This is a genomic window from Desulforamulus hydrothermalis Lam5 = DSM 18033 (assembly GCF_000315365.1).
Classification (GTDB): domain Bacteria; phylum Bacillota; class Desulfotomaculia; order Desulfotomaculales; family Desulfotomaculaceae; genus Desulfotomaculum; species Desulfotomaculum hydrothermale.
This window is the reverse complement of record NZ_CAOS01000003.1, coordinates 382,651-408,364: the sequence shown is the minus strand read 5'-3', so window position 1 is coordinate 408,364 and position 25,714 is coordinate 382,651. Positions and strand designations below refer to the sequence as shown.

At 49.7% G+C, this 25,714-nt stretch carries 20 protein-coding genes and 1 pseudogene; 16 read left to right on the top strand and 5 right to left on the bottom strand.

What is annotated here, in order from left to right:
- The first annotated feature begins 88 nt into the window (after positions 1-88).
- Genes DESHY_RS02955 through DESHY_RS02935 form a run of 5 tightly spaced genes read left to right on the top strand, consistent with a single transcriptional unit; the run spans position 89 to position 6,223 of the window.
- A complete protein-coding gene (locus tag DESHY_RS02955) occupies positions 89-625 on the top strand; it encodes an RNA polymerase sigma factor (protein WP_008410305.1) in 537 nt (178 codons plus the stop codon).
- On the top strand, positions 625-2,085 hold the full coding sequence (locus DESHY_RS02950; RefSeq protein WP_008410304.1) for a PD40 domain-containing protein: 1,461 nt from the start codon (positions 625-627) through the stop codon (positions 2,083-2,085). Before DESHY_RS02955 ends, DESHY_RS02950 begins: the two co-directional genes overlap by 1 nt.
- A 3-nt stretch (positions 2,086-2,088) precedes the next feature.
- Positions 2,089-4,443: a DUF7408 domain-containing protein gene (locus tag DESHY_RS02945; RefSeq protein WP_008410303.1), complete on the top strand. Its 2,355-nt coding sequence runs from the start codon at positions 2,089-2,091 to the stop codon at positions 4,441-4,443.
- Positions 4,440-5,372, top strand: coding sequence for an ABC transporter ATP-binding protein (locus DESHY_RS02940; RefSeq protein ID WP_008410302.1), 933 nt, complete (start codon positions 4,440-4,442; stop codon positions 5,370-5,372). The genes DESHY_RS02945 and DESHY_RS02940 overlap by 4 nt, the downstream gene beginning before the upstream one ends.
- Positions 5,372-6,223: an ABC transporter permease gene (locus tag DESHY_RS02935; protein WP_008410301.1), complete on the top strand. Its 852-nt coding sequence runs from the start codon at positions 5,372-5,374 to the stop codon at positions 6,221-6,223. The genes DESHY_RS02940 and DESHY_RS02935 overlap by 1 nt, the downstream gene beginning before the upstream one ends.
- Before the next feature lie 57 nt (positions 6,224-6,280).
- Here the strand turns inward: DESHY_RS02935 and mnmL are convergent, their stop codons facing one another.
- Positions 6,281-7,243 (bottom strand): tRNA modification radical SAM protein MnmL/YtqA, encoded by a 963-nt coding sequence (gene mnmL / locus DESHY_RS02930; RefSeq protein WP_008410300.1) that lies wholly within the window; start codon positions 7,241-7,243, stop codon positions 6,281-6,283.
- A gap of 210 nt (positions 7,244-7,453) precedes the next feature.
- Between mnmL and DESHY_RS02925 the strand changes: the two genes are divergently transcribed.
- The 7 genes and pseudogenes from DESHY_RS02925 to DESHY_RS13855 all read left to right on the top strand — a co-directional run.
- The gene (locus DESHY_RS02925; protein ID WP_008410299.1) at positions 7,454-9,826 is read left to right on the top strand and encodes a Lon protease family protein; all 2,373 of its coding nucleotides are present in this window, start codon (positions 7,454-7,456) and stop codon (positions 9,824-9,826) included.
- Positions 9,827-9,922: 96 nt separating this feature from the next.
- Positions 9,923-10,873 carry a PLP-dependent cysteine synthase family protein gene (locus DESHY_RS02920; protein WP_008410298.1) on the top strand — a complete coding sequence of 317 codons (951 nt, stop codon included), beginning with the start codon at positions 9,923-9,925 and terminating at the stop codon, positions 10,871-10,873.
- A 147-nt stretch (positions 10,874-11,020) separates the two neighbouring features.
- Complete coding sequence (locus DESHY_RS02915; protein ID WP_008410296.1) at positions 11,021-11,686, top strand: IS607 family transposase; 666 nt, start codon at positions 11,021-11,023, stop codon at positions 11,684-11,686.
- Positions 11,649-12,404, top strand: coding sequence for an HlyD family secretion protein (locus DESHY_RS14485; RefSeq protein ID WP_008410294.1), 756 nt, complete (start codon positions 11,649-11,651; stop codon positions 12,402-12,404). The genes DESHY_RS02915 and DESHY_RS14485 overlap by 38 nt, the downstream gene beginning before the upstream one ends.
- 7 nt (positions 12,405-12,411) lie before the next feature.
- A complete protein-coding gene (locus DESHY_RS14480; RefSeq protein WP_008410292.1) occupies positions 12,412-13,359 on the top strand; it encodes an IS200/IS605 family accessory protein TnpB-related protein in 948 nt (315 codons plus the stop codon).
- A 305-nt stretch (positions 13,360-13,664) separates the two neighbouring features.
- Positions 13,665-13,895 (top strand): SelT/SelW/SelH family (seleno)protein, encoded by a 231-nt coding sequence (locus DESHY_RS13470; RefSeq protein WP_152412010.1) that lies wholly within the window; start codon positions 13,665-13,667, stop codon positions 13,893-13,895.
- Between the two features lie 335 nt (positions 13,896-14,230).
- A pseudogene (locus DESHY_RS13855) lies at positions 14,231-14,689 on the top strand (transposase); the annotation flags it as partial.
- A gap of 92 nt (positions 14,690-14,781) precedes the next feature.
- Here DESHY_RS13855 and DESHY_RS02900 read toward each other — a convergent pair.
- From DESHY_RS02900 to DESHY_RS02890, 3 genes are read right to left on the bottom strand one after another with little or no spacing between them, the layout of a single operon-like run.
- Entirely contained in the window at positions 14,782-16,149 is a 1,368-nt protein-coding gene (locus tag DESHY_RS02900; RefSeq protein WP_235695502.1) for a VanW family protein, read from the bottom strand.
- On the bottom strand, positions 16,142-16,885 hold the full coding sequence (locus DESHY_RS02895) for a PRC-barrel domain-containing protein (RefSeq protein ID WP_008410286.1): 744 nt from the start codon (positions 16,883-16,885) through the stop codon (positions 16,142-16,144). The genes DESHY_RS02900 and DESHY_RS02895 overlap by 8 nt, the downstream gene beginning before the upstream one ends.
- Positions 16,886-16,903: 18 nt before the next feature.
- Entirely contained in the window at positions 16,904-18,061 is a 1,158-nt protein-coding gene (locus tag DESHY_RS02890) for a hypothetical protein (protein WP_008410285.1), read from the bottom strand.
- A 241-nt stretch (positions 18,062-18,302) separates the two neighbouring features.
- Between DESHY_RS02890 and glgP the strand changes: the two genes are divergently transcribed.
- The 4 genes from glgP to ltrA all read left to right on the top strand — a co-directional run bounded on the left by glgP (position 18,303) and on the right by ltrA (position 24,241).
- The gene (glgP, locus tag DESHY_RS02885) at positions 18,303-20,852 is read left to right on the top strand and encodes an alpha-glucan family phosphorylase (protein ID WP_008410284.1); all 2,550 of its coding nucleotides are present in this window, start codon (positions 18,303-18,305) and stop codon (positions 20,850-20,852) included.
- A gap of 56 nt (positions 20,853-20,908) precedes the next feature.
- Positions 20,909-21,589, top strand: coding sequence for an N-acetylmuramoyl-L-alanine amidase family protein (locus DESHY_RS02880; protein ID WP_008410283.1), 681 nt, complete (start codon positions 20,909-20,911; stop codon positions 21,587-21,589).
- Positions 21,586-22,395, top strand: a complete 810-nt coding sequence (locus DESHY_RS02875; protein WP_008410282.1) for a divergent polysaccharide deacetylase family protein — start codon at positions 21,586-21,588, stop codon at positions 22,393-22,395. Before DESHY_RS02880 ends, DESHY_RS02875 begins: the two co-directional genes overlap by 4 nt.
- A gap of 589 nt (positions 22,396-22,984) precedes the next feature.
- Positions 22,985-24,241, top strand: a complete 1,257-nt coding sequence (ltrA, locus tag DESHY_RS02870) for a group II intron reverse transcriptase/maturase (RefSeq protein ID WP_207635912.1) — start codon at positions 22,985-22,987, stop codon at positions 24,239-24,241.
- A 221-nt stretch (positions 24,242-24,462) separates the two neighbouring features.
- Here the strand turns inward: ltrA and buk are convergent, their stop codons facing one another.
- Complete coding sequence (gene buk / locus DESHY_RS02865; protein WP_008410281.1) at positions 24,463-25,524, bottom strand: butyrate kinase; 1,062 nt, start codon at positions 25,522-25,524, stop codon at positions 24,463-24,465.
- Between the last annotated feature and the right edge of the window lie 190 nt (positions 25,525-25,714).

Here is a 25,714-nt window from a genome sequence, read left to right as displayed (position 1 = left end):
TATTGATACTGTTACGTTTATGATTTCTCTGCGTCTTTATGATTAGTAAAGCGCACTTAACCTGATCATGGTGAAATGAGGTAGAAAAATGACGCCAGCTATTAACCGGCGGCATCCGGACGGGGATTTACCCTTTGCCGAACTTTATGACCGTTATTTTGAACCGGTAAACCGCTATCTCCGCTACCGGGTGGACAATACCTGGGACGCAGACGATTTAACCACCGCTGTATTTATGAAAGCATTGGAAAATTTTAGCAAATACCGGGCGGACGGACCCTTTGCTGCTTGGATTTTTCGCATAGCTCATAATGTTTATGTGGATTACATGCGAGGCCGCCGGGAATACGCCACCCATGACGTAATGCTGGAACTGGCGGCAGGTTCGGATGACAGCCCTGAGGCGGCTGTTTTGCAGGGGGAAGAGGTTGCCAGGTTACGACAGCTGTTGAGAGATCTGGCTCCTGATTACCGGGATGTGGTGGCGCTGCGCTATGCCGGCGATTTGCGGTTCAGCCAGATTGCTGAAGTATTGGGTAAAACAGAGTCAGCCGTACGCATGCTGCATCACCGGGCCCTTAAACAATTAAGACAGAAATACGTGCGGGAAGGGGGAAGCGCCTGATGAGTGAAGATAAATATTCAAATCAGGAGAATAAGGTTCTCCCCATTGAGGCTTATCTGAAAGTCCGGGAAACAGGAGATGATGCCATTTCCCAATTATTAAGTCATATGCGTCAGGTTAGGGAAGCAGTGCCGGTAAATCGTCGATTGCAGGCAGAACTGCGCAAAAAACTGCTGGAACGACAGGCAGAGCTGCAACAGCAAAAGCAAGCCGGGCAATTGAATACAGCCGGCAGCTATCAACCAGGCTCCTTAGGCCGGCATCCCTGGTTCAGGCCCTTGGCGGCCGTTGCCGCCGCTCTGCTGGTTTTACTGGCGTGCGCAGTTTTTTGGCGGTTCAGCGGCGGTACGGTGTACCTGGAAGCGGCCGGCACGCCTCAAGAGTTAACGCGTTTTTGGACTGAAGCAAGCGACCTGCAGCCGGCGGTTAGTCCTGATGGCAGTAAAATTTTAGTGGTAAGAGGAGGCGGCCTGGTGCTGCTTTCCGACACAGGCATGCAACTGGCTTATCTGGAGCCGCCGGCAGGGGCGGCCTTCCGTTCGCCCAGCTGGTCCCCTGACGGCCGACAGGTGGCTTTGGTTTTGAGTACAGATTACAGCGAGGAAATAAAACAATTGTCTGTTGAGGAAATTTTATCCTACGGCAAAACCCGTTCCTTATTATTGCACTCGCCCGGCAGTATGGATGCCGGCCGGCCCAAGGTTATGGCGGCTGTGGAATCAGGAACTAAGGAAGAAAACGGCAGTGCCTCCCGTCAGTCAAAAACCAAGTATTATTCCCGGCTGGTTTACGGGCCTGACGGGAAAGGCTTGGTTTATGTGGTAACCTCCCTGGGCAAGACGCCGGAGGTTTGGTACCGCAATGCTAACGGTGAGGAAAAACTGATAACCGAAGGGGATGCACCTACCTGGTCACCGGACGGCAAGCATTTGGTGGTGCAAAGACCCGGCAGGTCCGGCAGTTACGAACTCTGGCTGGTGAATATGGAAACCGGGGGAGCTGACCTGTTGGGCCAGGGGGAAAACCCGGTGTGGAGTGATAAGGGTTATCTGGTCTTTTGTACCGGCAAGGAACAGGAACGGATACTGACCTTTTTGCCTAACGGGGAACCGCAGTTCAGTGTGCGCCAGCAGGTGGCGGAAATAAGGGTGGCTTACCTGGGTAAGGACGGAGCCCCGGCCTTAAAAAAGATAAAGGAAGATGCCGGGTGGTTAGCCCACAGTCATCTGCTGGTGGCACCGGAAAGCCGCATCAGCAGCCTGGAAATCAACTGGCTGCGCCAGCAAGAGTTAAGCGGGTTGCCCGGGCCGAAAACACTGGTTTTAAATGAAGTGCAAAAATGTGAGGGGCAGGTTTTGGGCCCCGAGGGTAAATGGTTATTGTTTGCCCGCCGGGACGGTGACACAGTGGCTTTATTTAAGTTGCCGCTTAAAGAACGGTGGGAAAAGGAGAGAGAGTGAGATATGAGCTTGGTAGCCAAGAGACAAATGAGCAGCATTATGATCATGGGATTACTGCTAAGCTGGACAGGTTTGCTGGTCAGCCTGCTGCAGCCGGCAGCGGCTGCAGCAGGGGAGCAGGCACCTGTTCGGATAGCGGTACAGCCTGGCCTGAGCGGTATTTACAAGCTAGGTCTGCCGGTCGGGTTGACTGTCACCGTCGCTAACCGGGGTAAAGCCTTCAATGGTTTGCTGGTCGTGGAACCAACCGATAAATATCCGGAGCAGACAAAGCAGTATACCCGCTATCAAAAAACCATTAAAGTACCGGCCGGCGGGTTGCTGACAACCACCCTGGTGGTACCCAGCGAACTGATCAACGAAGAAGCCCGGCTGGTACTGCTGGTAGACGGCAAGCCGGTGGCCGCCGGCCTTATTCAAGGGACGGCGGTGAACGGTGGTTTTATTGCTCTCAGCCTGGGGGAAAAACCCCTGCAAGGCGGGCTTAGCGCCTGGCTGGATCAAACCTTTGGCGGTCAAACGGCCATCAAATATATGCCGCCGGACTATCTGCCCCAGGATCCCCTGGAATTATCGCTGGCTGATATCATTATCGTGGATGATGTTGCCACCGCCCGGCTTTCTGACAGGCAGGTCGGATTATTAAAGGATTGGGTAGCCTTGGGAGGTATGCTGTTAATTTCCGGCGGGGCAGGGACGTATCCCGGTGGTCCCCTGGCGGAAATATCCCCTGTAACAGCGGCCGGCCGCCAGGTGGTTGCGGCTGATCTGGGCGGTTTGCGGATTGTTAAAGGCAGCATGGAAGTTATTACCGGTTCCCTTACACAGGGTGAGGTTTTAGCCCGGGTGAACGGCGTAATTGTAGTTGCAGCCAGGGATTACGGTAAAGGACGGGTGGTGTACAGCGGCATACCTCTGGAGAACCTTACTTCGGAGTCCGCTGCTTTCTGGCCGCTGGTATTTGGGCAGTTATCCGGACCCAACAGCCTGGACGCCAAAATGCAAACGGCCAGGGAAAAAAGGATGTACAACAACGATATGCTGGGGCATGCAGCTACCTATCTGCCCCAATTTAAAATGCCGCCGGTGCCCCGGGTAGCTGTTGCCTGGGGGGCGTATATTGTGGTGATTGGGCCGGGACTTTACCTGCTGTTGAAGCGTTATGACCGTCGGGATTGGCTGTGGTGGTTAATCCCGGCCGGCGCTGTTGTTTCAACCCTGGTGGTTTACTTTATGTCACCTGCCCAGCGGGTACATGTTCCCATCAGCCAGACCCTGGCGGTGATTGAAATTATGGATGGCAATAAGGCGGAAGTTAACGCAACGGCAGCCTTTGTTACGCCCAGCGGCGGCACCTTGAATATCGAAAGTGTTCCGGGGGCGGTTCTCTGGCCTTCCAGCACCTATTTTGCCAGACAAAAGCAGCCCATAATCCAGTATTCTGAAGCGGCTCCCCGCATTTCTTTCCCGGATGTGGAATACTGGTCGCTGCGCCAGGCCAGGGCCACAGCCCTTAAAAAAGATATAGGCAGCCTCAGCGGCAGCTTGATTATAGAAAACGGCTACCTTAAAGGAAAAATTACCAACCGGACATCGCTTAATTTAAGAGACTGCCGGATTTTGCTGGGAGGGCGTGCCATTGAAATCGACCGGTTGCCGGCTGGCGGCAGTGTTGAGGTAAATCACTCTCTGGCCAAAGGCCCGGGCGGTTTAGGGCCCAATGAATTCAGGGATTTGCTGGTGCCGCCCGCTGTACCGGGCCGCAGTGACATTTATATACGGGAAAGACAGATGGTTGACATGGTGCTGGGGCCCAGACTGCAGGACTACGGCAGTGAACCGGTATTTTACGGCTGGAGCGAGGATTCCCTGGGCATGTTTAAAATTCTTGGGCAGGAAAAAGCCTACAACTATAACCTGGTGTTAGTAACCCAGGAGTTGCCGTTGCAGTTCCCGGCGGACAAGGCTATAACATTGCCTAACGACATGTATTTCCCTCGGGTGGTTGAGAGCAGCGGAGCATTTAGCCAAACACCCCTGGGCTACACACTTTATGAAGGCAAACTGATTTTGGAGATTAACCTGCAGCGCCCGCTGCCCAAACACGATTTAAAGGCGGTTGCCCTTGAATTCCTGCCCCGGGAAAATCAAAATCTTGCAAGGCAAATTTATGATTGGCAAGAAAACAAGTGGCAAGATATACCTGAGGCCGGTGACCGGATTGATCTGGCAGAATTTAAACGCTTTGTTGCCCCCACCGGTGAATGTCGCTTCAAGCTGGAAAAAATAGCCGGTTTTGGCAAGCCGGACAGGGCAGAACTTCCTGTGTTGACTGTGGAAGGGGTGAGAAGCCGGTGAACGCCATAGAAATGAAAAACCTAACCAAGATATACGGCCATAACTATGCTTTGCGGGATTTTACCCTTAATATTGAAACCGGCCGGGTTTACGGTTTAATCGGTCCCAACGGCGCCGGCAAAACAACAGCCATGTCTGTTTTGGCTACCCTGCTGGCGCCGGATGGCGGCAGTGCCACGGTGGGAGGTCACGACGTGGTGCGGGAACCGGCGGCGGTACGCCGGATGATTGGTTATATGCCTGATTTCTTTGGCGTTTATGACGGGCTGAAAGCCAATGAGTACCTGGATTTTTATGCCGCTGCCTATCGCATACCGGTATCCCGGCGGCCCCGCTTAATTCAAGATTTGCTGGAGCTGGTAAACCTTTCGGACAAGACAGATACCTATGTGGATTTTCTTTCCCGAGGCATGAAGCAGCGGCTGGCGTTGGCTCGCTGCCTGGTGCATGACCCGGCTGTGCTGATTTTGGACGAACCGGCCTCCGGCCTTGATCCCAGAGCCAGGGCGGAAATGAAAGAAGTTATTCGTCAACTGCGCCGTATGAGCAAAACAATTTTAATCAGTTCGCACATTCTGCCGGAACTGGCAGAGATGTGCGACAATATTGCCATTATGGAACAGGGACGCCTGGTGGCCCATGGAACAGTGGAAGAAGTTACCGCCGCCCGGCAAGGAAGCAGGGTATTTAAAATCGAGGTGGCGGATAAGTTAGAGGAGCTGCTTGACTATTTGCATAAACGGCCCGACATTGTCAGCGTCGACAGTGAGAATGGTTGGGCCAAAGTAGCTTTGGCCGGCAACAAAGCTGCCCAGGGCCGGTTATTGCGGGACATTATGAATGAAGGCTGGCAGGTTTTGGAGTTTGCTGAGATGAAAGGGAATTTGGAAGATGCTTTTATGGCAGTAACCGGGGAGGTGTCATATTGATGAGGGAATTAAACCCGGTTTTACTCAAAGAGTTGCGGCAGCGTTTTCGTTCTTACCGCTCTTCTTTGGTGATAGTGCTTTACTTGATGGCGTTGGGCAGTGCCGTTCTGGGTTTTATTTACCTGCGCTGGCGCGTGGCTCCTGAGTTTTTTCAACCAGGCAGCAGTAAAGAAATTTTTACGGTATTATGTTTAGCCCAGCTGGGGTTGCTGGCTTTTGTGGTGCCTGGCCTGACGGCAGGGGTTATTAGCGGGGAAAGGGAAAGGCAAACCTTAAACGTTTTATTAACAACCGATCTGAGTCCCCTCAGCATTGTGTTAAGTAAAATGACCGCCGCTTGTTCTTTTACGGTAATACTATTGTTTGCCAGTCTGCCTTTGTACAGCCTGGTGTTCATGTACGGCGGTCTGGCGCCGGTGCAAATTTTGGGAGTGCTGGCTTTCTTTCTGGTGTCAGTTTTGTTTTATGCGGCCATCGGTGTCAGCTGCTCCACTTATTTTAAACGAACCGGTGTCAGTACCGTTACATCCTACGGCCTTGTCTTTTTTCAGCTGTTAGGCACTGTTTTCTTGGGCGGGTTTATTTATGAACTATACCAGCAGCAGGCCCGGATGGCCATGACTAACCTGCAGCAGACACCACTTATCGTGCAGCTGCTGCAGGATACCAACCCCATTTTGGTGATGCTGCGTATTCTCGGGGAGGATGCTGCTTTCGGTCCCGGCCGGGAGATGTGGCTGCCCTACTGGGGAATTTATGCCGTCACCTGCCTGAGTGTTAGTGTTATCCTGATACTCTGGAGCGGTTGGCAATTAAATCCTGTTAATCATCAGAAAAAGTTATTCAGATAACATTAACAACATCCCGTTCCCTTCTGCCGGGGCAACGGGATGTTTTCTGTCCGGAACCTAAGCAGTAAAAAACTTTAGAGCTTTACCGTTCAGATAATCGCACTTCTTGCCTTGCCAGGTGTCTCGCTCCGCCAGAGTTTGTTCAATGGCTTGTTTGATTTTCCACCAACTGGTATGCCAGTTGGAAAACAGTTGGTTGTCCTGCGGGCCTTTTCCCACCAGGCGTTGAATTACAATATGGGGGTCCAGGTACTCCAGGAAGGTAACTACCCGGTCGATGTATTCCTCTAAAGAAATAATAGAAAATTCTTTTTTCTCATACATGTGGGCCAGCACGGTTCCTTTCACCACATAAAGAGCATGCAGTTTAACGTAATTAATCCCCAGTGCCGAGAGGATCTTGGCATTTTCAATGACGTCCAGGCAGTTATCCCAGGGCAAGTTTAAAATAATATGGGTACAGATTTCAAAATTTCTTTTTTTGATGCGCTGCACAGCATCAATAAATTCTGCCAGCGTATGTCCGCGGTTTACTTTTACCAGGGTGTGATAATTAACCGTCTGCAGGCCCAGTTCGAGGTTAATGGACAAACCTCGTGCAGCTTGCAATTCCTGCAAAAAATCCAGGTAAGAGTCCTCTATGCAGTCCGGCCGGGTGGAAATCGAGATGCCCACCACGTCTTGTTCATCGGCAGCTGCCAGCATATTAGCTTTAAATTGCTGCCATGGCATATAGGTATTGCTGAAGGCTTGAAAATAAATAATAAATTTTTTGGCGTTAAAGCGTCTGATAAAAAATTCCCGGTTTTTTTGTACCTGCTGTTTAATGCTCATGGTATTGGGCAGACACTCAAAGCCGGCTCCTGCTTCATCGCAAAAAATACAACCGCCCCGGCCCACGTTGCCGTCCCGGTTAGGGCAGGTACCGGGAAGATTAACCGGCAGTTTATAAACTTTTTCGCCAAATTTTTTCATCAAATGGTCAGAATACCGGCGGTAACGATTTGTCTTTTCATACATACAGCATCCCTCATATTTGCTTTAATATTTGCCAAACACTGCTTGCGCCGGGCAACTGAGAGGCTGCAGCCGGGCTATTACAGTCAAGGCTGACATTTACCATTCATCATAGCACAACAAAATAAAACAAAACAACTTAAAAACCCACCGGCAGGCAGGAGCTAAGCTGCAAAAATAGTATATATACAAAAAGCCATGCGGAGGATATTTATGGTGATAAAGAAAACGCTTGTCGATATTGAGCGGATAAGACGCCGTTGCGCTGAAACGGAACTGGACTTTTGCACCACCTCGGCCGATGTGCCGCCCTTACATGACTTTATTGGCCAGGAAAGAGCTGTGCGGGCCATGCAGTTTGGTCTCACAATGAAGGCCAATGGGTATAACATTTTTGTGGCAGGACCCGCCGGCACCGGGAAAACCACTTATACCCAAACCGTTGTAACTCAGGTGGCAGCCAGGGAGAGCACGCCCGGGGACTGGTGCCTGGTTTATAATTTTAAAGATCCGGATGTTCCCCAGGCAGTGACCTTGCCGGCGGGCGAGGGCAGCAAATTCCAAAAGGATATGGCCAATTTAACCCTGGCCATGAGAAATGCCCTGTCCAGGTTGTTTGAAGGAAAGGAATACAGCCGGCGAAAAAGTGCTATTTTGCAAGAGCTGCAGCAAAAACTGGATCGTGACCTGGAGCAGCTGAAAGAAGATGCCAATGCAGCAGGTTTCGTTATGAAGGTATCTGAACAAGGAATCTTTTTTATTCCTGTGCAAGAAGGCAAACCCCTTTCCCAGGAGCAATATGAGGGGCTTTCCGGTTCAGAACAGCAGGTTCTTGAAGAACGTTTAAAAACATTGCAAGGGCGCACGGAGGAGCTGGCCTTTTCCGGCAAGCTCATGGAGAAAGAAGCAGACCGGGTGATCCGTGAACTGGATCAGCAACTCATCCGGGAAACCATCTTGCCTATGGTAAAAGAAGTGCAGCAGCAGTACCGGGAATACCCCCGGATTATTGCCTATCTTAATGATTTGGTGGAGGATATAACTGCCAACATTAACTGCGGAGTAGCCGGTCAGGAACAGGATGAGACGGATGATGACCCGTACCGCAACTACCGGGTTCATTTGCTGGTCAACCACGGTGATACCCTGGGGGCACCGGTGGTGGTAGAAACCAACCCCCATTACTATAATCTGTTCGGCAAAGTGGAATACCGCAGCCGGTTAGGCACTGTTAATACCGATTTTACCATGATTAAACCGGGTGCCTTACACCGGGCCAACGGGGGATACCTGATTTTGCAGGCGAAGGATCTTTTAGCAGACGCCAATGCTTGGGAAACCTTAAAAAAGGCGTTAAAGAACCGTCAGGTGACAGTGGAAAACATAGGCGAGCATTACCGTTCGGTACCCACCATCAGTTTAAAACCGGAACCCATCCCCTTGAACGTCAAGGTTATTTTAATCGGCTCCCAGAAAATATATCACTTGCTGCAACAACTGGACGAGGATTTTGCTAAGTTGTTTAAGGTTATGGTAGATTTTGAAGTGGTGATGCCGCGTACGCCGGAAAATTTAAAGAATTATGTTGCCTTTGTGGGTTCAGTGTGCCGCCGGGAAAAACTGCCCCATTTTAACAAATCCGGCCTGGCAGAGATCATAGAATATGGTTCCCGGCTGGCCGGCAACCAGAACAAACTCTCCACGCAATTTAACGAAGTGGTGGAAGTGATTCAAGAAGCAGCTGCCTGGGCCCGGGCGGCAGGTGCCGGTCTGGTGGGGGGACAACATGTGCGCCAGGCCATCAGTGAAAGGATTTACCGCAGCCGCCGGGTGGAAGAACGGCTGCAGGAGCTGATTTTACGGGGCAAGATTCTGGTGGATACCGCAGGGGCGGTGGTGGGCCAGGTTAACGGTTTGGCTGTATTGGATGTCGGTAATTATGCCTTTGGCAAACCATCCCGCATAACGGCCAAAACTTTTATGGGGAATGACGGTTTGGTAAATATTGAACGGGAAACCGAAATGAGCGGCAGTATTCATGCCAAGGGAGTGCTTACGCTAACCGGTTATTTAGGCAGCATGTTTGCCCAGACCAAACCGCTTTCGCTGTCAGCCCGGATTACTTTTGAACAGCTGTATGAGGGAGTGGAAGGTGACAGTGCTTCCAGCGCAGAGCTTTATGCCTTGCTTTCCAGTTTGGCGGAAGTCCCCGTTAAACAAAGCCTGGCGGTAACCGGTTCGGTAAACCAGAACGGCGATATTCAGCCCATTGGCGGGGTGACGGAAAAAATCGAAGGCTTTTTCGGGGTGTGCCGGGCCAGAGGTTTGACAGGAGAACAGGGTGTCATCATACCGATACAAAATGTTGATAATTTGATGTTAAGTCACGAAGTGACGGAGGCGGTAGCCCAGGGTATGTTTCATATCTATGCCATTTCCCGGGTCGAGGAAGGTATTGAATTATTAACCGGCATGCCCGCCGGCCGGCGCCGGCCGGATGGCGGATACCCGCCAGGCACCCTTTTTTACCTGGTGGATCAAAAACTGCAGCAGTATGCAGCAGGTTTGTGTCAATACGGCAAATAAAAATACTACCCGCAGGGCGCTTCCTAACCGGACTTAATTCATGGCTGACGGCACATAAATATAGTAAGCAGTGATTAATTTGACGGAGGGGTAAATTTGCAAACCTGTGCGTCTATAATTGAATCCATTGGCAAGACACCAATGGTGGAACTGGCAAGGATTGGCAAGGGTTTGCCGGGCCGCATATTTGCCAAGGCTGAGTTTATGAATCCCAGCGGCAGTATGAAAGACCGCATTGCGCTTAAAATGATTGAAGAGGCTGAACAAGCAGGGCAACTGAAGCCGGGCAGTATTGTTATTGAAGAAACCAGCGGCAATACCGGTATTGCCCTGGCAATGGTCTGTGCCGTAAAGGGTTACCGCTTTGTGGCAGTGATGTCGGAAGGCAACAGTCCGGAACGACGGCAGATTTTGCAGGCTCTGGGAGCCAGGGTAGAGCTGGTTCCCCAGGCTGCAGGGGGAAAACCGGGTCAAGTGACCGGGGCAGACCTGGCTTTGGTAGAAGAGAGGACCAGACAGCTGCAAAGGGAATTAGGGGCTTTCTGGGTAAATCAATTTGACAACCCCGGTAACTGTGCGGCACATTACGAAACCACCGCCCAGGAGATTTGGCAGCAGATGGATGGACAAATAGATTATTTTCTTGACGTGGTAGGTACTTCAGGAACCTTTACAGGTATTGCTAAAGCATTAAAAGAAAAGGATCCCAACCTTCAGTGCTGGGTGGTGGAACCGGCTGCCGCCGCCGTGCTGGCCGGCAAGCCGGTAACCAACCCCCAACATGTTCTGCAGGGATCAAGTTATGCTAAAGTACCAAGGTTATGGGATGCCGGGGTTTGTGACGGGTACCTAACAGTTACCGATGGCGAAGCTGTACGGGCGGCCCGCCGCTTAGCCGCTGAAGAAGGGTTGTTGTGCGGTTATACCTCAGGGGGCAATGTGGCAGCAGCTTTACGTCTGGCAGGTTGGTGCGATGCCGGAGCAAGGATTGTGACAATCCTTTGCGACAGCGGCCTGAGATACTTGAGCAGTGATTTATTTAAGTAAATGGCAAGTTTTTTAAAGGATTGTGTAAGAATATGTATAATAATTGTACATCATAATCAATAAAAAATTGTCTTGGGGAGGTACGTAATAGCTACCTTATTTCCGACAAACCTTGATAAAACTTAACAAACATAATACAATAAACTTATGGAACTATTAACTATAAGCAAAGCGGCAAAGAAATTAGGTGTACATCCGAACAGCCTGCGCAACTGGGAAAAGCAAGGTTTGATTAAGCCTGTCCGTTCACCTGGCGGTCAGCGCCGGTATTCCATGGACGAACTCAACAGGCTTTTACAGTCCGGTCAATTAACTGATAGTCAAGAAGCAGTTGTGCTTTACGCCCGGGTGTCCACCAAAAAGCAGGCGGATGCCGGCAACTTAAACAGGCAACTGGAAAGGCTGAGGCAATATGTGATCGAGTCGCATTACCGTGTTGTTGCCGAGTTCACCGACGTAGCCAGCGGTTTAAACCAAAAACGCCACGGTCTGACAAACGTGCTCAAGCTGGCCGAGCGGGGTGAGTACAAAAAACTAATTATCGAATATCCCGACCGGCTGGCCCGGTTCGGGTATTCGTACATTGAGCGGCATTTAAGGTACTGTGGCGTAGAGATCGTAGCCATAGCTGAAAAAGAGCCGGAAGACGCACAATCCGAATTGGTCAGGGACTTATTGGCAATAGTAACGTCTTTTTCGGCCCGGCTGTATAGCGCCAGAGGCGGGAAGAAGGTCAGGCAGGGTTTTCGGGGACTGATAGCGGAGGCATCTCAAAGTGAAAAAACGGAAGAACAACAAGAAGAAGCCGACTAAGACCGGTGGCGACATAAGCTACACCGTCTGCGGCGAATTTTTTCCGGAGGTTTACCCTGCCTTCCGCTCTCAAAAGTGGAGCCGCGGGATGGAGGATCCGTTAGACACCGAGATGCGGCTGTTCTGCTCCTGCACCCGCTGGGCCTTCAACCGGTTACAGGAAGATAATTCCCGCCCAGAGATAAAGAAGCAGGGTCAAGGAACATTCAGCATAAACTCCCGCTATTGCGACGACGCCATACTGAAAGCCAAAGCCGTAACTGAATCGCAAACAGAGCTGCTTGAATTGGACAGCGAAGAAACAGAAGCAAAGTTAGCCCGCGCCAAGAAGAAACTCCGTTGGGCAGAAAAAGACCTGGACAGGGCCGTTAAAGCAAACAATCAGGCTAAAATCGAGGACTTTAAGCACACCGTACACGGCCGCAAAGCCAGGGTAAAAAAGCTGGCTGACAAGCTGGACGAGCTAAAGGTCCACCGGGACAACGGCACCATACCAAAAGTAATTTTCGGAGGCCGCTCTCTGTGGAAGCGAGTGTGCAGAGGCAGGGTTTCGAGAGAAGAATGGCGGCAGGCCCGGCAGGACAGGCTATACGCCCGCGGCGACGAGACCAAAGGCGGCAACCCGAATCTCAAAATAAGCTGGCATAATGGAGAGTTCACCCTGTCTGTGACCATCTCTCACCTGTCCGAACAGAAAAGGGACAGACAAGAAGGGTAGACCCATAATGACCAGGGCCCCCCGGGTAACGGGTAAGCTCTGGCTGCCTGAGAAGCACCGGCAAAAAGTGCTGGAGCTGCTCTTATCAGGTGTGCCTTACACTGTGGAGCTAATCAAAGGTAGGGACAGCCGGTATAGGGTGCACATCACCTTTGCCGTTACAGCCCCCGTTTTAGTGACCAACCCCAACCAGGGTTACCTGGGTGTAGACACCAACCCCGACGGAGCAGCGCTGGCCAACGTCAGTTACACCGGACAGCCAACGCCCTGGCCGGAAGGTTTCACCGTACCCTATCCGAAAGCACTGCACAAATTCGCCGGGGAATTTCAGATAACCATGCACCCGAACGGTTTTCTTTACATCAAGGTACCAGAATTGTCCTACAGCCGGGGCTTCCGGCGCACGTACTTAATTGGCGTGCTTGCCAAAGTAGTGGTGGACACAGCTAAAACTTTAGGCAAACCCATCGCTTTAGAGAGCCTGGACTTCGGCAAAGACCGTTTTGACACCAACCGGAAATTCAACCGCATGGCGGCCAATTTTCCGTTCAAGAAGATGGTCGAGGCCGTCACCCGTAAAGCCTTCAAAGAAGGCGTCGGTGTAAAGCAAGTCTGGCCGGCGCACACGTCCACCATCGGCTATTACAAATACATGGAGCGTTACGGCATAACTATCCACCACGCCGCGGCATTAGTGATAGCCCGGCGGGCGATAGGTTTTAGAGAGCGCATTACCAAAGAGTTAAAGCAGAAAGTTCAGGCCGTCAAAGAGAAGCTGAGTCAAAAGGTAAATTCCTTGCCTGGGGAAGGAAGAGGGATGACCCGAAAGGTGAAGCAACTCTTCAAGCGGCTGGACGGAAAGATTTCTGTACACAACGGTTTGACCCGTTACAAACAGGAATCGTTTCACTCTGTCTGGCATGACTTGAAACACCTTGCTTTATCAAGTAGGTGACCCCGTTTAGCCGGAGTACGGGAACAACCGGTAGGCCGCATCTAACAGATCGCGGGAAGCAGAGCCGCAAGGCTTTCGCCGGACGGTCAACGCAAGACGGAAACCCCCGTGGTTTTCCATATGGCCGCGTTTTGCGCCCGTAAAGCACTGTTTTTCCGTCCGGGTGAGACTCCCGGGGCCGAGGCCCCCTGTCACCCCAGGGAAAATTTTTCATGGAGGTGTAAAGCCTGGTCATGGGGGGCCGGGTTAACAAAAATCTAACTTATTGTTAGGTATTGTGAACTTTTTTGAACCAGGATTGCCTGATGAGTGAACTTAAATTATCCATTGAGTATTGTACGGCTTGAGGTTACCTGCCGAAAGCGGTCGGTCTGGCCGAAACTTTATTGCGGAAGTACAAAAACAGGATTTCATCCTTAGAACTGATACCCTCCGGCGGAGGAGTTTTTGAAGTTAAGAAAAACGGCACTTTGATATTCTCCAAAAAAGAACTGGGCAGGTTTCCCGACGCAGAGGAAATTACAGCTAACCTGTGATCAGAAAGGCAGCAAACATAAATAAAAAACATCCCGTTTCACTAAAAGTGGTACGGGATGTTTTTTATTTTTGGCTCTAAAATAAATGTTGTGGTGACAGGAAAAAGAAAAGCATTTGGTCGAATACCTTAGTCGCCAAACCAAACCCTCAAAGAGGAGGTATTCTTCCAAATGCAATTTCAGTCTATCAGAAATTTTATTAATTTGAACCTGGGCATACAGAGCTTTAATACGTTGCCATTTGTACATACTGACCACCTCTTTTGCATCCCCCTTTCGGGGGATATTTTATCATATGGTGGGTCAGTTTTATTTGACGATCAGGGGTCAATTCTATTTTACGATCTATAATTTGGGCTATTGATAAGGTCAGAAAACGTGTTCAGCAGTCTTTACCTTATGAAAAACGCCGATTTTTAAAATTCAGCCGTAGACTCCTTCTCTCAAGACCCGATAAGTTAAGCGATGATTCTAAAATCAAATTGGCCAACATCCTTCGTTTTAATGATGAACTTAGAGTTTCTTATCTTTTGAAAGAACAGTTCATGGATTTTGTAAAGGCAAGTTCCTCTGTTGAAGCAGAATCAAAACTTAACCGGTGGCTAAATCTCGTTAAACAACATAAAATCAAAGAATTTTACTACCTGGCTAATACAATCGTAAACTGGAAAACTGAAATTCTAAATTCATTTGATGTCCCTTACTCAAATGGGTGTATTGAAGGCTACAACAACAAAATTAAAGTCATCAAGCGTAATGCTTTTGGTTTTAGAAATTTTAATAGATTCCGGCTCACGTATTCTTCACTGCTGCGCTTAATTTTGGACATAAAAATATGGCGACAGGTATCCGTAGACACCTGTCACCCAACATTTGACATAGAGCCTTATTTTTTAACCTGTCCCTTGGTGCTGATGCCCGGTCCCACAGCAATAACTTCCGGTTCCGGTTCTACTATGGCCTGCGAAAGCAGGCGGCGATCCACTTCTTTATCGTTTTCCATAGTTATTTCGTAGGTTTTTAATTGATAACCGTCCCGACCCGGCCGGCGTACCACTACCTGACCGGGTGCCAGGTTTTGCTCCTGCACATATTTGCGCTCCGGCTTGGTGATGGAGCGCTCTGTTTCAATCTTTATCAGCCGTGCCGATGCTCCCTGACGGTGGCCAAAAATGCTGACCAGGAGTTTGCCATGCTGTACCTGGCTGCTGATTAGGATGGGATAGTCGGTGTTATTTAGAAACTTAAAATCTATTGCATCACCGGCGATGGTGGCATCCTGGCCCGGCGGGGCGTAAGGAACCGGCAGGGAATGGGGAACCCGTTCCACTACTTGCAAGCCCGCCAAGGCCACTGCATTATAGAGGGTGGTAGCCACTTGGCAAACGCCTCCGCCATAATCGCTGGTTAGTTTATTATTAATAATCACCGGTGCCTGCAGGTAACCCCTGTCCTGGCTGCGGGGGCCGAGTACCTTATTAAGGGAAAACACTTGTTTTGGCGGTACAATAAGGTTGTTAATTAATTTGCTGGCCAGTTCAATATTATGAGAACGTGCTTTATTTGAGGAATCAAACTGGGTAACAAAAATTGCTAACCGGGTGTTGATCCCGTTATAATCAGAAATAACAACTTCAGGTTCAACGGTCTTGAACTGCAGTGCCAGCCTGTGCTGATCGGGCGGCAGTTCCCGCAATTGTTTAAGGGTGCCTGGAATATCCAGTTGCCTGCCCTTGCTTTCCGCAAACAATATGACATTGTTTCCGTTAAAGGCAAACTGGGCGTTGCGAGCCGGGACATTGTATTTATCCGCCAGTTGATTAAGTATTTTGCTAAAGGCGGCCTGGTTAAAGGTTTTTACCAAGGGCATATTGTGCCCCTGGTGTATTGCGCCAAATAAAGCGCCGATATTGTGCCAGGCAGCAGCTTGCCGGCTTTGTTTTAAAGCCTCTTGTACGGTGGCCTGATAATCAGCCCGGTAGTTAATGTCGCTGTAGCGGATATGTGTAGATTGTCCTTCCGGGTCCACCAGCATTAACAGGCTGTCCGGACTGGGCCATGGCAGTGCTCTTCTTAACGCCTGTTCGGCTGCCGCAGCCTTTAAACCGCCAAGATCAACCCCCTGCACTGAGGTGCCGGGCAAAATCGTATCCCGGTAGTAAAGCACCGTTGCCGTACTGGACAAACCAATACAAACTAAAAGTTGAAAACCCAGGGCAAGGGTAACCAAAAAAGTTAGCCTTGCTTTATTCACGGGTATTCAATGTCAGCTCCACAAACTTATCGGCTGCCACAGCCCTGTCAACCATGTCCTGGGTAACCCTTTGGCCCTGTTCAGCAATAATTTCTCCCTCATCTGACAAAATATCGGTGGTCACGATACGACCGATTAAATATTGTTTTTGCTTGTCTTCAAAGAATTGTAACGGATCCTGCGATGCTTGCAGCTTTACTTTTTCCTCGGCCGGCTGCCGGACAGCGGCTGTGGGGAGTCCGGCCATGTCTTGCACCAGGTTGGCGGCAAAATCCTCCGCCACCACCAGCATTTCTTTGCCGTAGGTTATTACCAGATTGGCAGGGATTAAGCCGTTGTTGCCGTTATCGCCGGCTGTCCAATGGCAAGCTGCAATTTTACCTGTTTGCTCATCCACCAATATCTCATCAACAGTTCCCTGTAAGCGTCCCTTTTTGGTCATCACAGGGCAACCGACTATTTTGATGTTCTTTTGCAATAACTCAATTGCAGCCGGTTGGGAGGAAACACTGACAACATTGGTGCCGGTTTCGGTAGTTATGGCGTCTTCACCAATACCTGCCACATCCTGCATAGCCAGTAAACGGCGTTCTTTGTACCATTGTTCGGGTTCAACAACCAGGTAATCCACCGATCCGGTGTCAGGGTTAATCACCAGGTCTTCAACTTTACCCAGTGAGGCTACCTCCACAATGCTTATGACGGGCAAACCTACAATTTGGCTTTTTAACTTCACGTAAATAACCCCTTCCGTTTAAGAAATTAAATATTTTATATTAAGAGAGTTGTCAAAAGCCTCTCTACGTACTGTTTCCGGAACCTGTTCATAGGGAATATGACCGTAGCGGTCTCTGTTCAGCAAATCCATCAAACAACGAATAAATTTTGCCTTTTGCAATAAATTGGCCTGGCCGGGATGATCTTTAAGAGACGGGTGTTCGGCAAAAACATTTATTATTTCCCAGGCCATAGGATAAAGACCGAGATGCTGGTAGATAGAGCTCAGCTGGCTGACCGCCAGGTACAACAGTTCCGGCTCTGCCCCGCCGGCTATAACTTGATTCAGGCAACGGACGGCCTGGGCATACTTTTTATGCCTGGCCAGGCGTAAACCTTCTGCCAGCAGCTGATGTGGCACCGGCTGGCCAACATCCGGCGGCCGGCTGTGATCTAAGGCAGACGCAAAATCCTCCTGCAGGCCGGGCAAACTTTCTTGCGTTACATCCGGTGCCGGCGGGTCGGCAGTTTCCGTTTGGCCGGCAGCTGCTTGCGCAACAAAGTTAATTTCTTCTTCAATAGCACCATTTACCGCTCTGCTTGCATCTGTTGCCTCGTCTTTTTCCCCTGTGTCAGTTTCTGTTAAGCAGTCAGTTTCTTCACAAGTAAAAGTTTCTGCGGCGACAACCTCTACCGTATGTTCTTCTCTGTCAGCCATAATTTGCCACTGCTGTTCTTCCGGCCAAGCAACTGTTGTTTGCTCAGGTTGCATTTGAGCAGGTGTTGTTTCACTTGTCACGGTTACCGGTTCCTTAACATCCCACTCCGAAAGGACAGCTTTTTTTGCTGCTGTCTGGTCGGTTGCTTCGTGTTCGGCCGGCTGTGATTCAGAGGGGCCGTCGGCAGACAACTCGGTTGTATCTGTCCGGCCGGCCTGATCTGCTCCTGCAGCATTCTTCTGCTTGTCCCAGGCAGGGTGGCGGCCGGCTGCCGTAACCCCTAAAAACAGCAACAGCAAGCCGAGACAGATAAACGTTTGGGCCACTGACAGATTAGCCTGCAGCAGGGGGTACGCCAGGCCCAGTACAAAGGTGCCGAGTGAAGCCCGGAGCGCTACCGGTTGATTGAAAATTTTTTTATAGGGAAAATATAGCACCGATGCCAGTGCCCCGAGGGTAAGCCAATAAACCCACATGGCAATCCTCCGTATATTATGTAAAAAGTCCGCCATTTCATTACAAAATATTAAAATACGTCATATCTTGCCATAATTCCTCTCAAAAAAACAATGTTTAAAAAATATATCTTAATTGTAACTGCCTGAGGAAGTTTTCGGTTTAACGCATAGCTAACCGGCATGGTTAGGCAAACTAGGAACAGACACAGAACAGGTATGTTTAAGATTCGGATTACCTACAAAGGTTGGAGGGGAAGGCATGTTTTATTTTCGTACCGTCACTGTAAGTCCTTTGATACCCGAACGGATCAGCAGGTTAAAGGAATTGTCGTATAACCTTTGGTTCAGCTGGCACCCGGAAGCACAGGAACTTTTTCGGCGCCTGGATGAATCGGCCTGGGAAACATTTAATCACAATCCGGTAAAACTGTTGTTGCAAGTTAAAAGCGACAGTTTCGAGAGAGCTGCGGCCGATCCGGATTATTTGGCTCTTTATGACCAAGTATTTGATGCGCTGGATCGCTATCTGAAGGATGCTGACTGGTTTAAAAATAAATACCCTCATTTGGTTGATAAAACGGTTGCTTATTTTTCAGCTGAATTTGGCTTGCATGAATCTTTACCCATTTATTCCGGCGGCTTGGGAGTGCTGGCCGGTGATCACTGCAAGGCAGCCAGCGATCTGGGGGTGCCGCTGGTGGGCGTTGGCTTATTATACAAACAGGGCTACTTTACGCAGAGAATTAACCGGGAAGGCTGGCAGGAGGCCCATTACCCGTACCAAAACTACAACGAAATGCCGGTCAAGCCTGCTCTCGATCAAGCAGGCAAAGAAATTATCGTTGAAGTTGAACTCCCTGGCAGAACGGTTTATTTAAAGGTTTGGCAGGTGCTGGTAGGCAGAGTAATCATATACCTGATGGATGCGGACATTACCCTTAATAACCATCAAGACAGGCAGCTGACCGCCCAATTGTACGGTGGCAATAAAGATACCCGGATTGCGCAGGAAATGTTGCTGGGTATCGGCGGCGTCAGGGCCCTCAGGCAACTGGGCATTCATCCCGCTGCCTGGCATATAAACGAAGGTCATGCCGCCTTTCTTTGCTTAGAGCGCTTACAAGAGTTGGTCCGGTCGGGTATCCCCCTGGCCACCGCCAAAGAGGTTGTCCGTGCCAACACCTTGTTTACCACCCATACACCGGTGCCGGCCGGTCACGATGTTTATGATGCCGATAAAGTTGATTATTATTTAAACCACTACTACGACAAACTGGGCGTGGACCGTGACAGTTTTTTGAGTTTCGGGTGGGATAGGCAAAAAAATAACTATAATATGACCATTTTGGCCATGAATTTTGCAGCGTACTGCAACGGCGTCAGCAAGCTGCACGGCCAAATTTCCCGTCAAATGTTTCATTATCTCTACGAACATATACCTGTGGAAGAAGTACCGATTTTCTCTGTCACGAACGGTATTCACACTTTAACCTGGTTGTCCGAAGAACTGGCAGCGTTATTTAATAATTACCTGCATCCCGGCTGGTCAAACAATCTTTGTGAAACAAGCCTGTGGCAGGCTGTTGATCAGATACCGGACGAAATGCTGTGGGATATACACCGCAACCTGAAAAAGAAAGCCATTAACTTCTTTCGCCAGGCCGTCAAAAGGCACAGGCTTCGCAACCAGGAACCGGCAGAACGGATTGCCGAAGTGGACCAATATTTTAATCCGGAGGCTTTTACCATTGGTTTTGCCAGGCGGTTTGCCACCTACAAGCGAGCTACCCTGCTTTTTAAAGATATGGAAAGATTGGCCGGATTGTTCAGTGATCCGGAAAAACCGGTGCAGCTTATCTTTGCCGGCAAGGCTCACCCGGCTGACCGCCCGGGCCAGGATTTAATCAAAAGAATTTACGAAATTTCGCAGCAGGAGCCCTTCCGTGGCAAAATTGTATTTATAGAAAATTATGATATGAATGTAGCCAGGCATATGATACAGGGAGTGGATTTGTGGCTAAATACACCGCGCTGGCCGATGGAGGCCAGTGGTACCAGCGGCATGAAAGCTGCTGCCAACGGGGTGATAAACTGCAGTGTGCTGGATGGTTGGTGGCCGGAAGCATACAACGGTGAAAACGGTTTTGCTGTTGGACAGCACACTGGTTACCAAAACGATGAAGAGCAGGATCGGGACGACGCTTATCACTTGTATGGATTATTGGAAGAGCAAATTATCCCGGCCTTCTATGAGAGGAAAAACGATTACCCTTACCGCTGGATAAAAATGATGAAAAATTGCATTAAAACCATTGCACCGGCCTTCAGCAGCGAGCGCATGGTCAAAGAGTATACTGACCGATTTTACAGCCATGCCATTGAACGGGCTGAACTGTTTACTGGCCGGCATTTTCAGTCTGCCGGCCAACTGCAGGATTTTAAGCGCTATTTAAAAGATAACTGGCACCATGTGGCTGTTAAACATGTGGATGCCAATGCGATTAAAGGGAAAGAATTAATGGCCGGGGAAACACTGGAACTGGCCTGCGATGTTTACCTGGGGCCCATTCAGCCGGACAACGTGGTGGTCGAAGTGGTACACGGGTGTGAGGGGGATCATACCCTGGTTGGTATTAAAACAACTCCCCTGCAGGTGACGGGTCAAAAAGGGGACGGGATCTATCACTATCAAGGGGGCTTTACCCTGGAGCAAGGAACCTGTGGTTTTACCGTCAGGATCAGGCCCCAGCACCCCCTGTTTGCAACTAAGTTTGAACTTGCCCTGGCCAGCTGGGCGCATAATTTCTAGGTTATCACAATCACCTGATGCCGCCATGGCGATAAATTTGAAGGCGAGGTGGGCATGTGATATTTCGTTTGTTACTGCTGATTTTCTGGCTGGTTTGTCCTCAAATCTGCCGAGCCGGAGAAATGCCGGGGGCGGTTGTCATTGACCCGGGACATGGTGGCTATGACCCTGGTGCGGTTCGTCAGGGCGTTATGGAAAAATACGTTAACCTGGCCATTGCCCAGGAAGTAGTTAAAATACTGCAAGAAAACAATGTGCGGGTTTTATTAACCAGAGAAGGTGATTATAATCTTGCGGTGCCCGGACTGCATGGGCGGCAGGCTAAAAGATACGATATCGAGAAGCGAATTGAACTGGCTGAAACATTTGGTGCGGATGCTGTCATCAGTATTCATGTCAACGTGGGGCGCCGCTTATGCACCGGCGCCGAAACTTTTTATCACAGGCAATCACCCCGCAGCAAGTTGTTGGCCCGGTATATCCAAAAAGAAATTTCCGGTTTGCCCCAAATGAACAAGCGGGTTGTTAAGACAGGCAACTATTACATATTAAGGCGTACCCCAATGCCCTGTGTCATTGTGGAAACGGGTTATCTCAATAACCCGCAGGAAAGAAAAAAACTCCTGGATAAAAGCTACCGGCAAATGCTGGCCCGGGCCATTGCCAGAGGGGTCATTAATTATCTGCATGAAAAAGATAAAGCAACTAATAGGGCAGCGGAAGGTGAAGCGAGATGAGACAAAGGTGGGTTTTAACCGTTTCTCTGGTGATTGGTATTATGGCCGTGAGCTTGCTGTTTGACGCAGGACAGTTTTTGAATGTCGAACCCAGCATTAAGCAAGCCCAGCCTATAATGGCCATTGTCATTGACGATTTCGGCGGGCCCGACAGCACCGGGGCAACTGAATTTATGTCCCTTGACCGCCCAATCACAGCAGCAGTAATGCCAAATTTAATTAATTCCAGCGCCCATGCCACAGAAGCGCACCGCCGGGGACACGAAGTAATTATGCACCAGCCCATGGAGCCTTTGCATGGCAAAGCATCCTGGTTGGGGCCGGGTGCGATTTTGTCGCATATGAGTGAGCAGGAAATTAAAGAAACCTTTGCCCAAAATTTACGCACTGTTCCTTATGCCATTGGTTTTAATAATCATACCGGATCAAAAATAACGGCCAGTAAAGCCAAGATTAGCCCTATGCTGGAAGTGGCCCGGCAGAAGGGGTTGTATGTACTGGACAGCGGTACTTCGTATAAATCACAAATTATCCCTGTAGCCAAAAGCATGCATGTGCCTTGGGTGAAAAGGGATGTGTTTTTGGATGATGTAAAAAACCGCCAACATATTGCCAAACAAATAAAAAAAGCCTGCCAGGTTGCCAAGCGGCAGGGCTATGCGGTGGTTATAGGTCATGTGGGGCAAGGCGGCAATATTACAGCCCAGGGGGTAAAGCAGTCTATCACCTATATTGAGCGGGAGGGTATCAAATTGGTACCGCTGTCCGAGATAGTCAAGCTAAACAACCGGAAGGAACAAATATGAGGGGCGCTGCAGCGCCCCTCATATTTGTGTGCGCCCGGCATGGGCGTTATCTATAGGGTGAAAGTCCCGAACGGTGAAGGTAGCAGTAGCCGTAGCTTAAGACAAGGGTGTCCATCGTGAGATGGAATCTGAAGGAAGTCAGCGGCAAACCTCCGGCCCGAGGACCACGAACCCCAGGTGAGGCTAGCGACAGTTGGGTGAGCTTGCACAACAAAGCAAAGCCCATGCTACCGAAGGCTGTCGAGAGTAAATGGGGCGGGTAGATGGAGGAAAAGATAACGTCCTTACCCGGGGAGACCTGCCGGATACGCCAATTAAATTGGTAACCCGTGCAGAGATGTACGGCTGAACCGGCAGGAGTCAGCAGAGGCCATAGTACTTGCAAGGAGACGTCCAAGCAGGGAAGGGCTGAACATGATTGTGAGGGAAGTTCATGGCAAGCTCGAGAGGAAAGCAAAGACAGCAGAAAATCTCAAATGAGAACTACCTTCAGGAGGAAGTGGTGAATACACGGGGGACTGAAGGAGTGCCGAGCTCTTCTCCGGCGCAACCCAGAGAAACGACCCGCGAAGAAAGTTGTACAAACCTGATGGAACGAGTGGTAGCAAAAGACAATATGTTCTATGCATTACACCGGGTGGAGTCTAATAAAGGTGCAGCTGGTATAGATGGAATGACGATAGAATCCCTTCGACCATTTCTGAAAGACCACTGGCCAGAAATCAGAGAACAACTCCTAAACGGAACCTATCGACCCAAACCTGTACGTCGAGTCGAAATCCCGAAGCCAGACGGAGGAATAAGGTTACTAGGGATACCAACGGTGTTAGACCGCCTCATCCAACAGGCACTACTACAAGTCCTGAATGACATCTTTGAACCAACCTTTACACCATTCAGTTTCGGTTTTCGTCCCAACAAAAGAGCCCATTCAGCAGTGAAAACGGCACGGGACTATATAAAAGAAGGATACCGTTGGGTAGTAGACATGGACTTGGAGAAATTCTTCGATAAGGTGAACCACGACATACTAATGTCCAGAGTTGCCCGAAGAGTCCAAGACAAAAGAGTATTACTACTTATTCGGAGATACCTTCAAGCAGGTGTAATGGTAAACGGCTGCTGTATTACAACAGAAGAAGGAACCCCGCAGGGAGGACCGCTAAGTCCACTTCTTGCCAATATAATGCTGAATGAATTGGATTGGGAGCTCTGGAGAAGAGGGCACAAGTTTGTCAGATATGCTGACGACTGTAATATCTATGTGAAGAGTAGTAGGGCAGGAAAAAGGGTTATGGCCAGTGTCAAAAGACTTGTAGAAGAAAGATTAAAACTCAAGGTCAACACACAGAAAAGTGCGGTTGACAGACCGTGGAGAAGAAAATTTCTCGGGTTCTCATTTACCTCTGGCAAAGAACCCAAAATCACAGTGGCCCCCAAAACTAAGAGGCGGTTCAAAGATAAAATACGGGAATTAACCAGCCGCAGCAAGAGTCAACCCATGAGCAAAAGAATTGAGAAAATTAACACCTACACAATTGGGTGGGTTGGTTATTACAGGCTAGCGGATACTAAAACCGTATTTCAAGCCTTTGACGAATGGCTACGTCGGCGGCTACGAATGTGTTACCTAAAACAGTGGAAGAAGCCAAAAACCAAGAAAAGAAAACTAGTAGCACTAGGAATACCGCCGGAATGGGCATCGCTGATAAGTGGTTCAAGAAAAGGGTACTGGAGATTATCCAAAACTCCACAATTAAATAAAGCCCTTGGCCTCGCCTTCTGGCGAGAACAAGGGCTCAGGAGTTTAGCCGAAAGGTACAACGAGCTTCGTTCCACGACATGAACCGCCGTATACCGAACGGTACGTACGGTGGTGTGAGAGGACGGGGGTTAGTCACCCCCTCCTACTCGATTGGCAAGCCATACCGGTGGTTATGATCCCGTTTAACTCCAGTTTGTGCAACGACAGCACTGTAATTCGTAACCGGTTGGGGCCGCCGGAGCATCCTGCTCGGTTCGGCCGGCCGGCAAGCGGGTACTATCATGTTTATCCGGTTGCCTGGCTTAGCGATAAATCAGCGCCGGTTCTTCATTACGCAGCACTCTCAGGGCGCCCAGGGCCAGGGATGCCATTTCTTCTTCGCCGGGCACAGATACTACCGGTGCAATAAAAGATACCCGCCGGGTAATTTCGTCGGTAATAAAAGCTGAATGGGCCAGGCCGCCGGTCAAGACAATGCGGTCCACATCCCCACACAACACGGCAGACATAGCCCCAATCTCTTTGGCTACCTGGTAGCACATGGCTTCCAGCACCAGCCTTGCTTGTCGGTCTCCCTGGTTCATACGTCGTTCTGCTTCTCTGGCATCCTTGGTACCCAGGTAAGCATACATGCCGCCTTCTTTGAGGATGCCGGTGAGCATTTCTTTTTCTGTATACTTGCCTGAATAGCACAACTTAACCAACTGGGCGGAAGGTAAAGTACCGCAGCGTTCCGGTGAAAAGGGGCCTTCATTATTGGCATTATTAACATCAATCATGCGCCCCCGGCGGTGCGGGGAAACCGAAATACCGCTGCCCAGGTGGGCAATTACCAGGTTAACCTCCTGATAGGTTTTTCCCAATTGCCGTGCCACCTTGCGGGCCACTGCCTTCATATTTAAAGCATGGGACAGGCTGATTCGCGGCAGCTCGGGGTGGCCGGACAGACGGGCTACCGGTTCCATTTCGTCTACAGCTACCGGGTCCACAATATAGGCAGGAATGTTAACTTTTTGCGCCAGGTGATAAGCAATAATGGCGCCCAGGTTGGAAGCATGTTCGCCGCCGGGAGCATTATGCGATACCTGGACCAGGTACTCATCCACCAGATAAGTACCGCCGGCCAGGGGGTTTAATAAGCCGCCCCGTCCCACGACGGCGCAGCAGTCTGCCAAACGGCAGTTTTTTTCTTGCAGGGTTTTTAAAATGGCCGCCATGCGGTAGCTGAACTGATCGCTGATTTTGGCAAACGAACGGATGTCTTGCTCAGGATGGTCAATAACTTTCTTCCAAAGGCAGGTTTCATCTTGAAAAACTGCGATTTTGGTAGAGGTTGAACCGGGGTTAATGGCCAGTATTTGCAAAGGCAATCACTCCGTTTAATTTTTTGCTGATTTCATTATACAAAAAAATACGACATAATCCGACTTAATTTTCCCCCATATTTTTCAAAGTTTTTTCTTTAGTGTGATACATGTCACTTTTGCGGACAGTCAAGTATTATATAATGCAGCTATGGAAAATAGTTCTAAGGCAGCGGGTGCAGAGCAATGC

Bases quoted from the DNA above. Each gene is read 5' to 3' on its own strand.
- DESHY_RS14480 (WP_008410292.1), top strand. From the start codon at position 12,412: ATGACCAGGGCCCCCCGGGTAACGGGTAAGCTCTGGCTGCCTGAGAAG.
- DESHY_RS02945 (WP_008410303.1), top strand. From the start codon at position 2,089: ATGAGCTTGGTAGCCAAGAGACAAATGAGCAGCATTATGATCATGGGA.
- DESHY_RS02950 (WP_008410304.1), top strand. From the start codon at position 625: ATGAGTGAAGATAAATATTCAAATCAGGAGAATAAGGTTCTCCCCATT.
- glgP (WP_008410284.1), top strand. From the start codon at position 18,303: ATGTTTTATTTTCGTACCGTCACTGTAAGTCCTTTGATACCCGAACGG.
- mnmL (WP_008410300.1), bottom strand. From the start codon at position 7,243: ATGTATGAAAAGACAAATCGTTACCGCCGGTATTCTGACCATTTGATG.
- DESHY_RS02890 (WP_008410285.1), bottom strand. From the start codon at position 18,061: ATGTGGGTTTATTGGCTTACCCTCGGGGCACTGGCATCGGTGCTATAT.
- DESHY_RS02875 (WP_008410282.1), top strand. From the start codon at position 21,586: ATGAGACAAAGGTGGGTTTTAACCGTTTCTCTGGTGATTGGTATTATG.
- ltrA (WP_207635912.1), top strand. From the start codon at position 22,985: ATGGAACGAGTGGTAGCAAAAGACAATATGTTCTATGCATTACACCGG.
- DESHY_RS02935 (WP_008410301.1), top strand. From the start codon at position 5,372: ATGAGGGAATTAAACCCGGTTTTACTCAAAGAGTTGCGGCAGCGTTTT.
- DESHY_RS02915 (WP_008410296.1), top strand. From the start codon at position 11,021: ATGGAACTATTAACTATAAGCAAAGCGGCAAAGAAATTAGGTGTACAT.
- DESHY_RS02955 (WP_008410305.1), top strand. From the start codon at position 89: ATGACGCCAGCTATTAACCGGCGGCATCCGGACGGGGATTTACCCTTT.
- DESHY_RS02925 (WP_008410299.1), top strand. From the start codon at position 7,454: ATGGTGATAAAGAAAACGCTTGTCGATATTGAGCGGATAAGACGCCGT.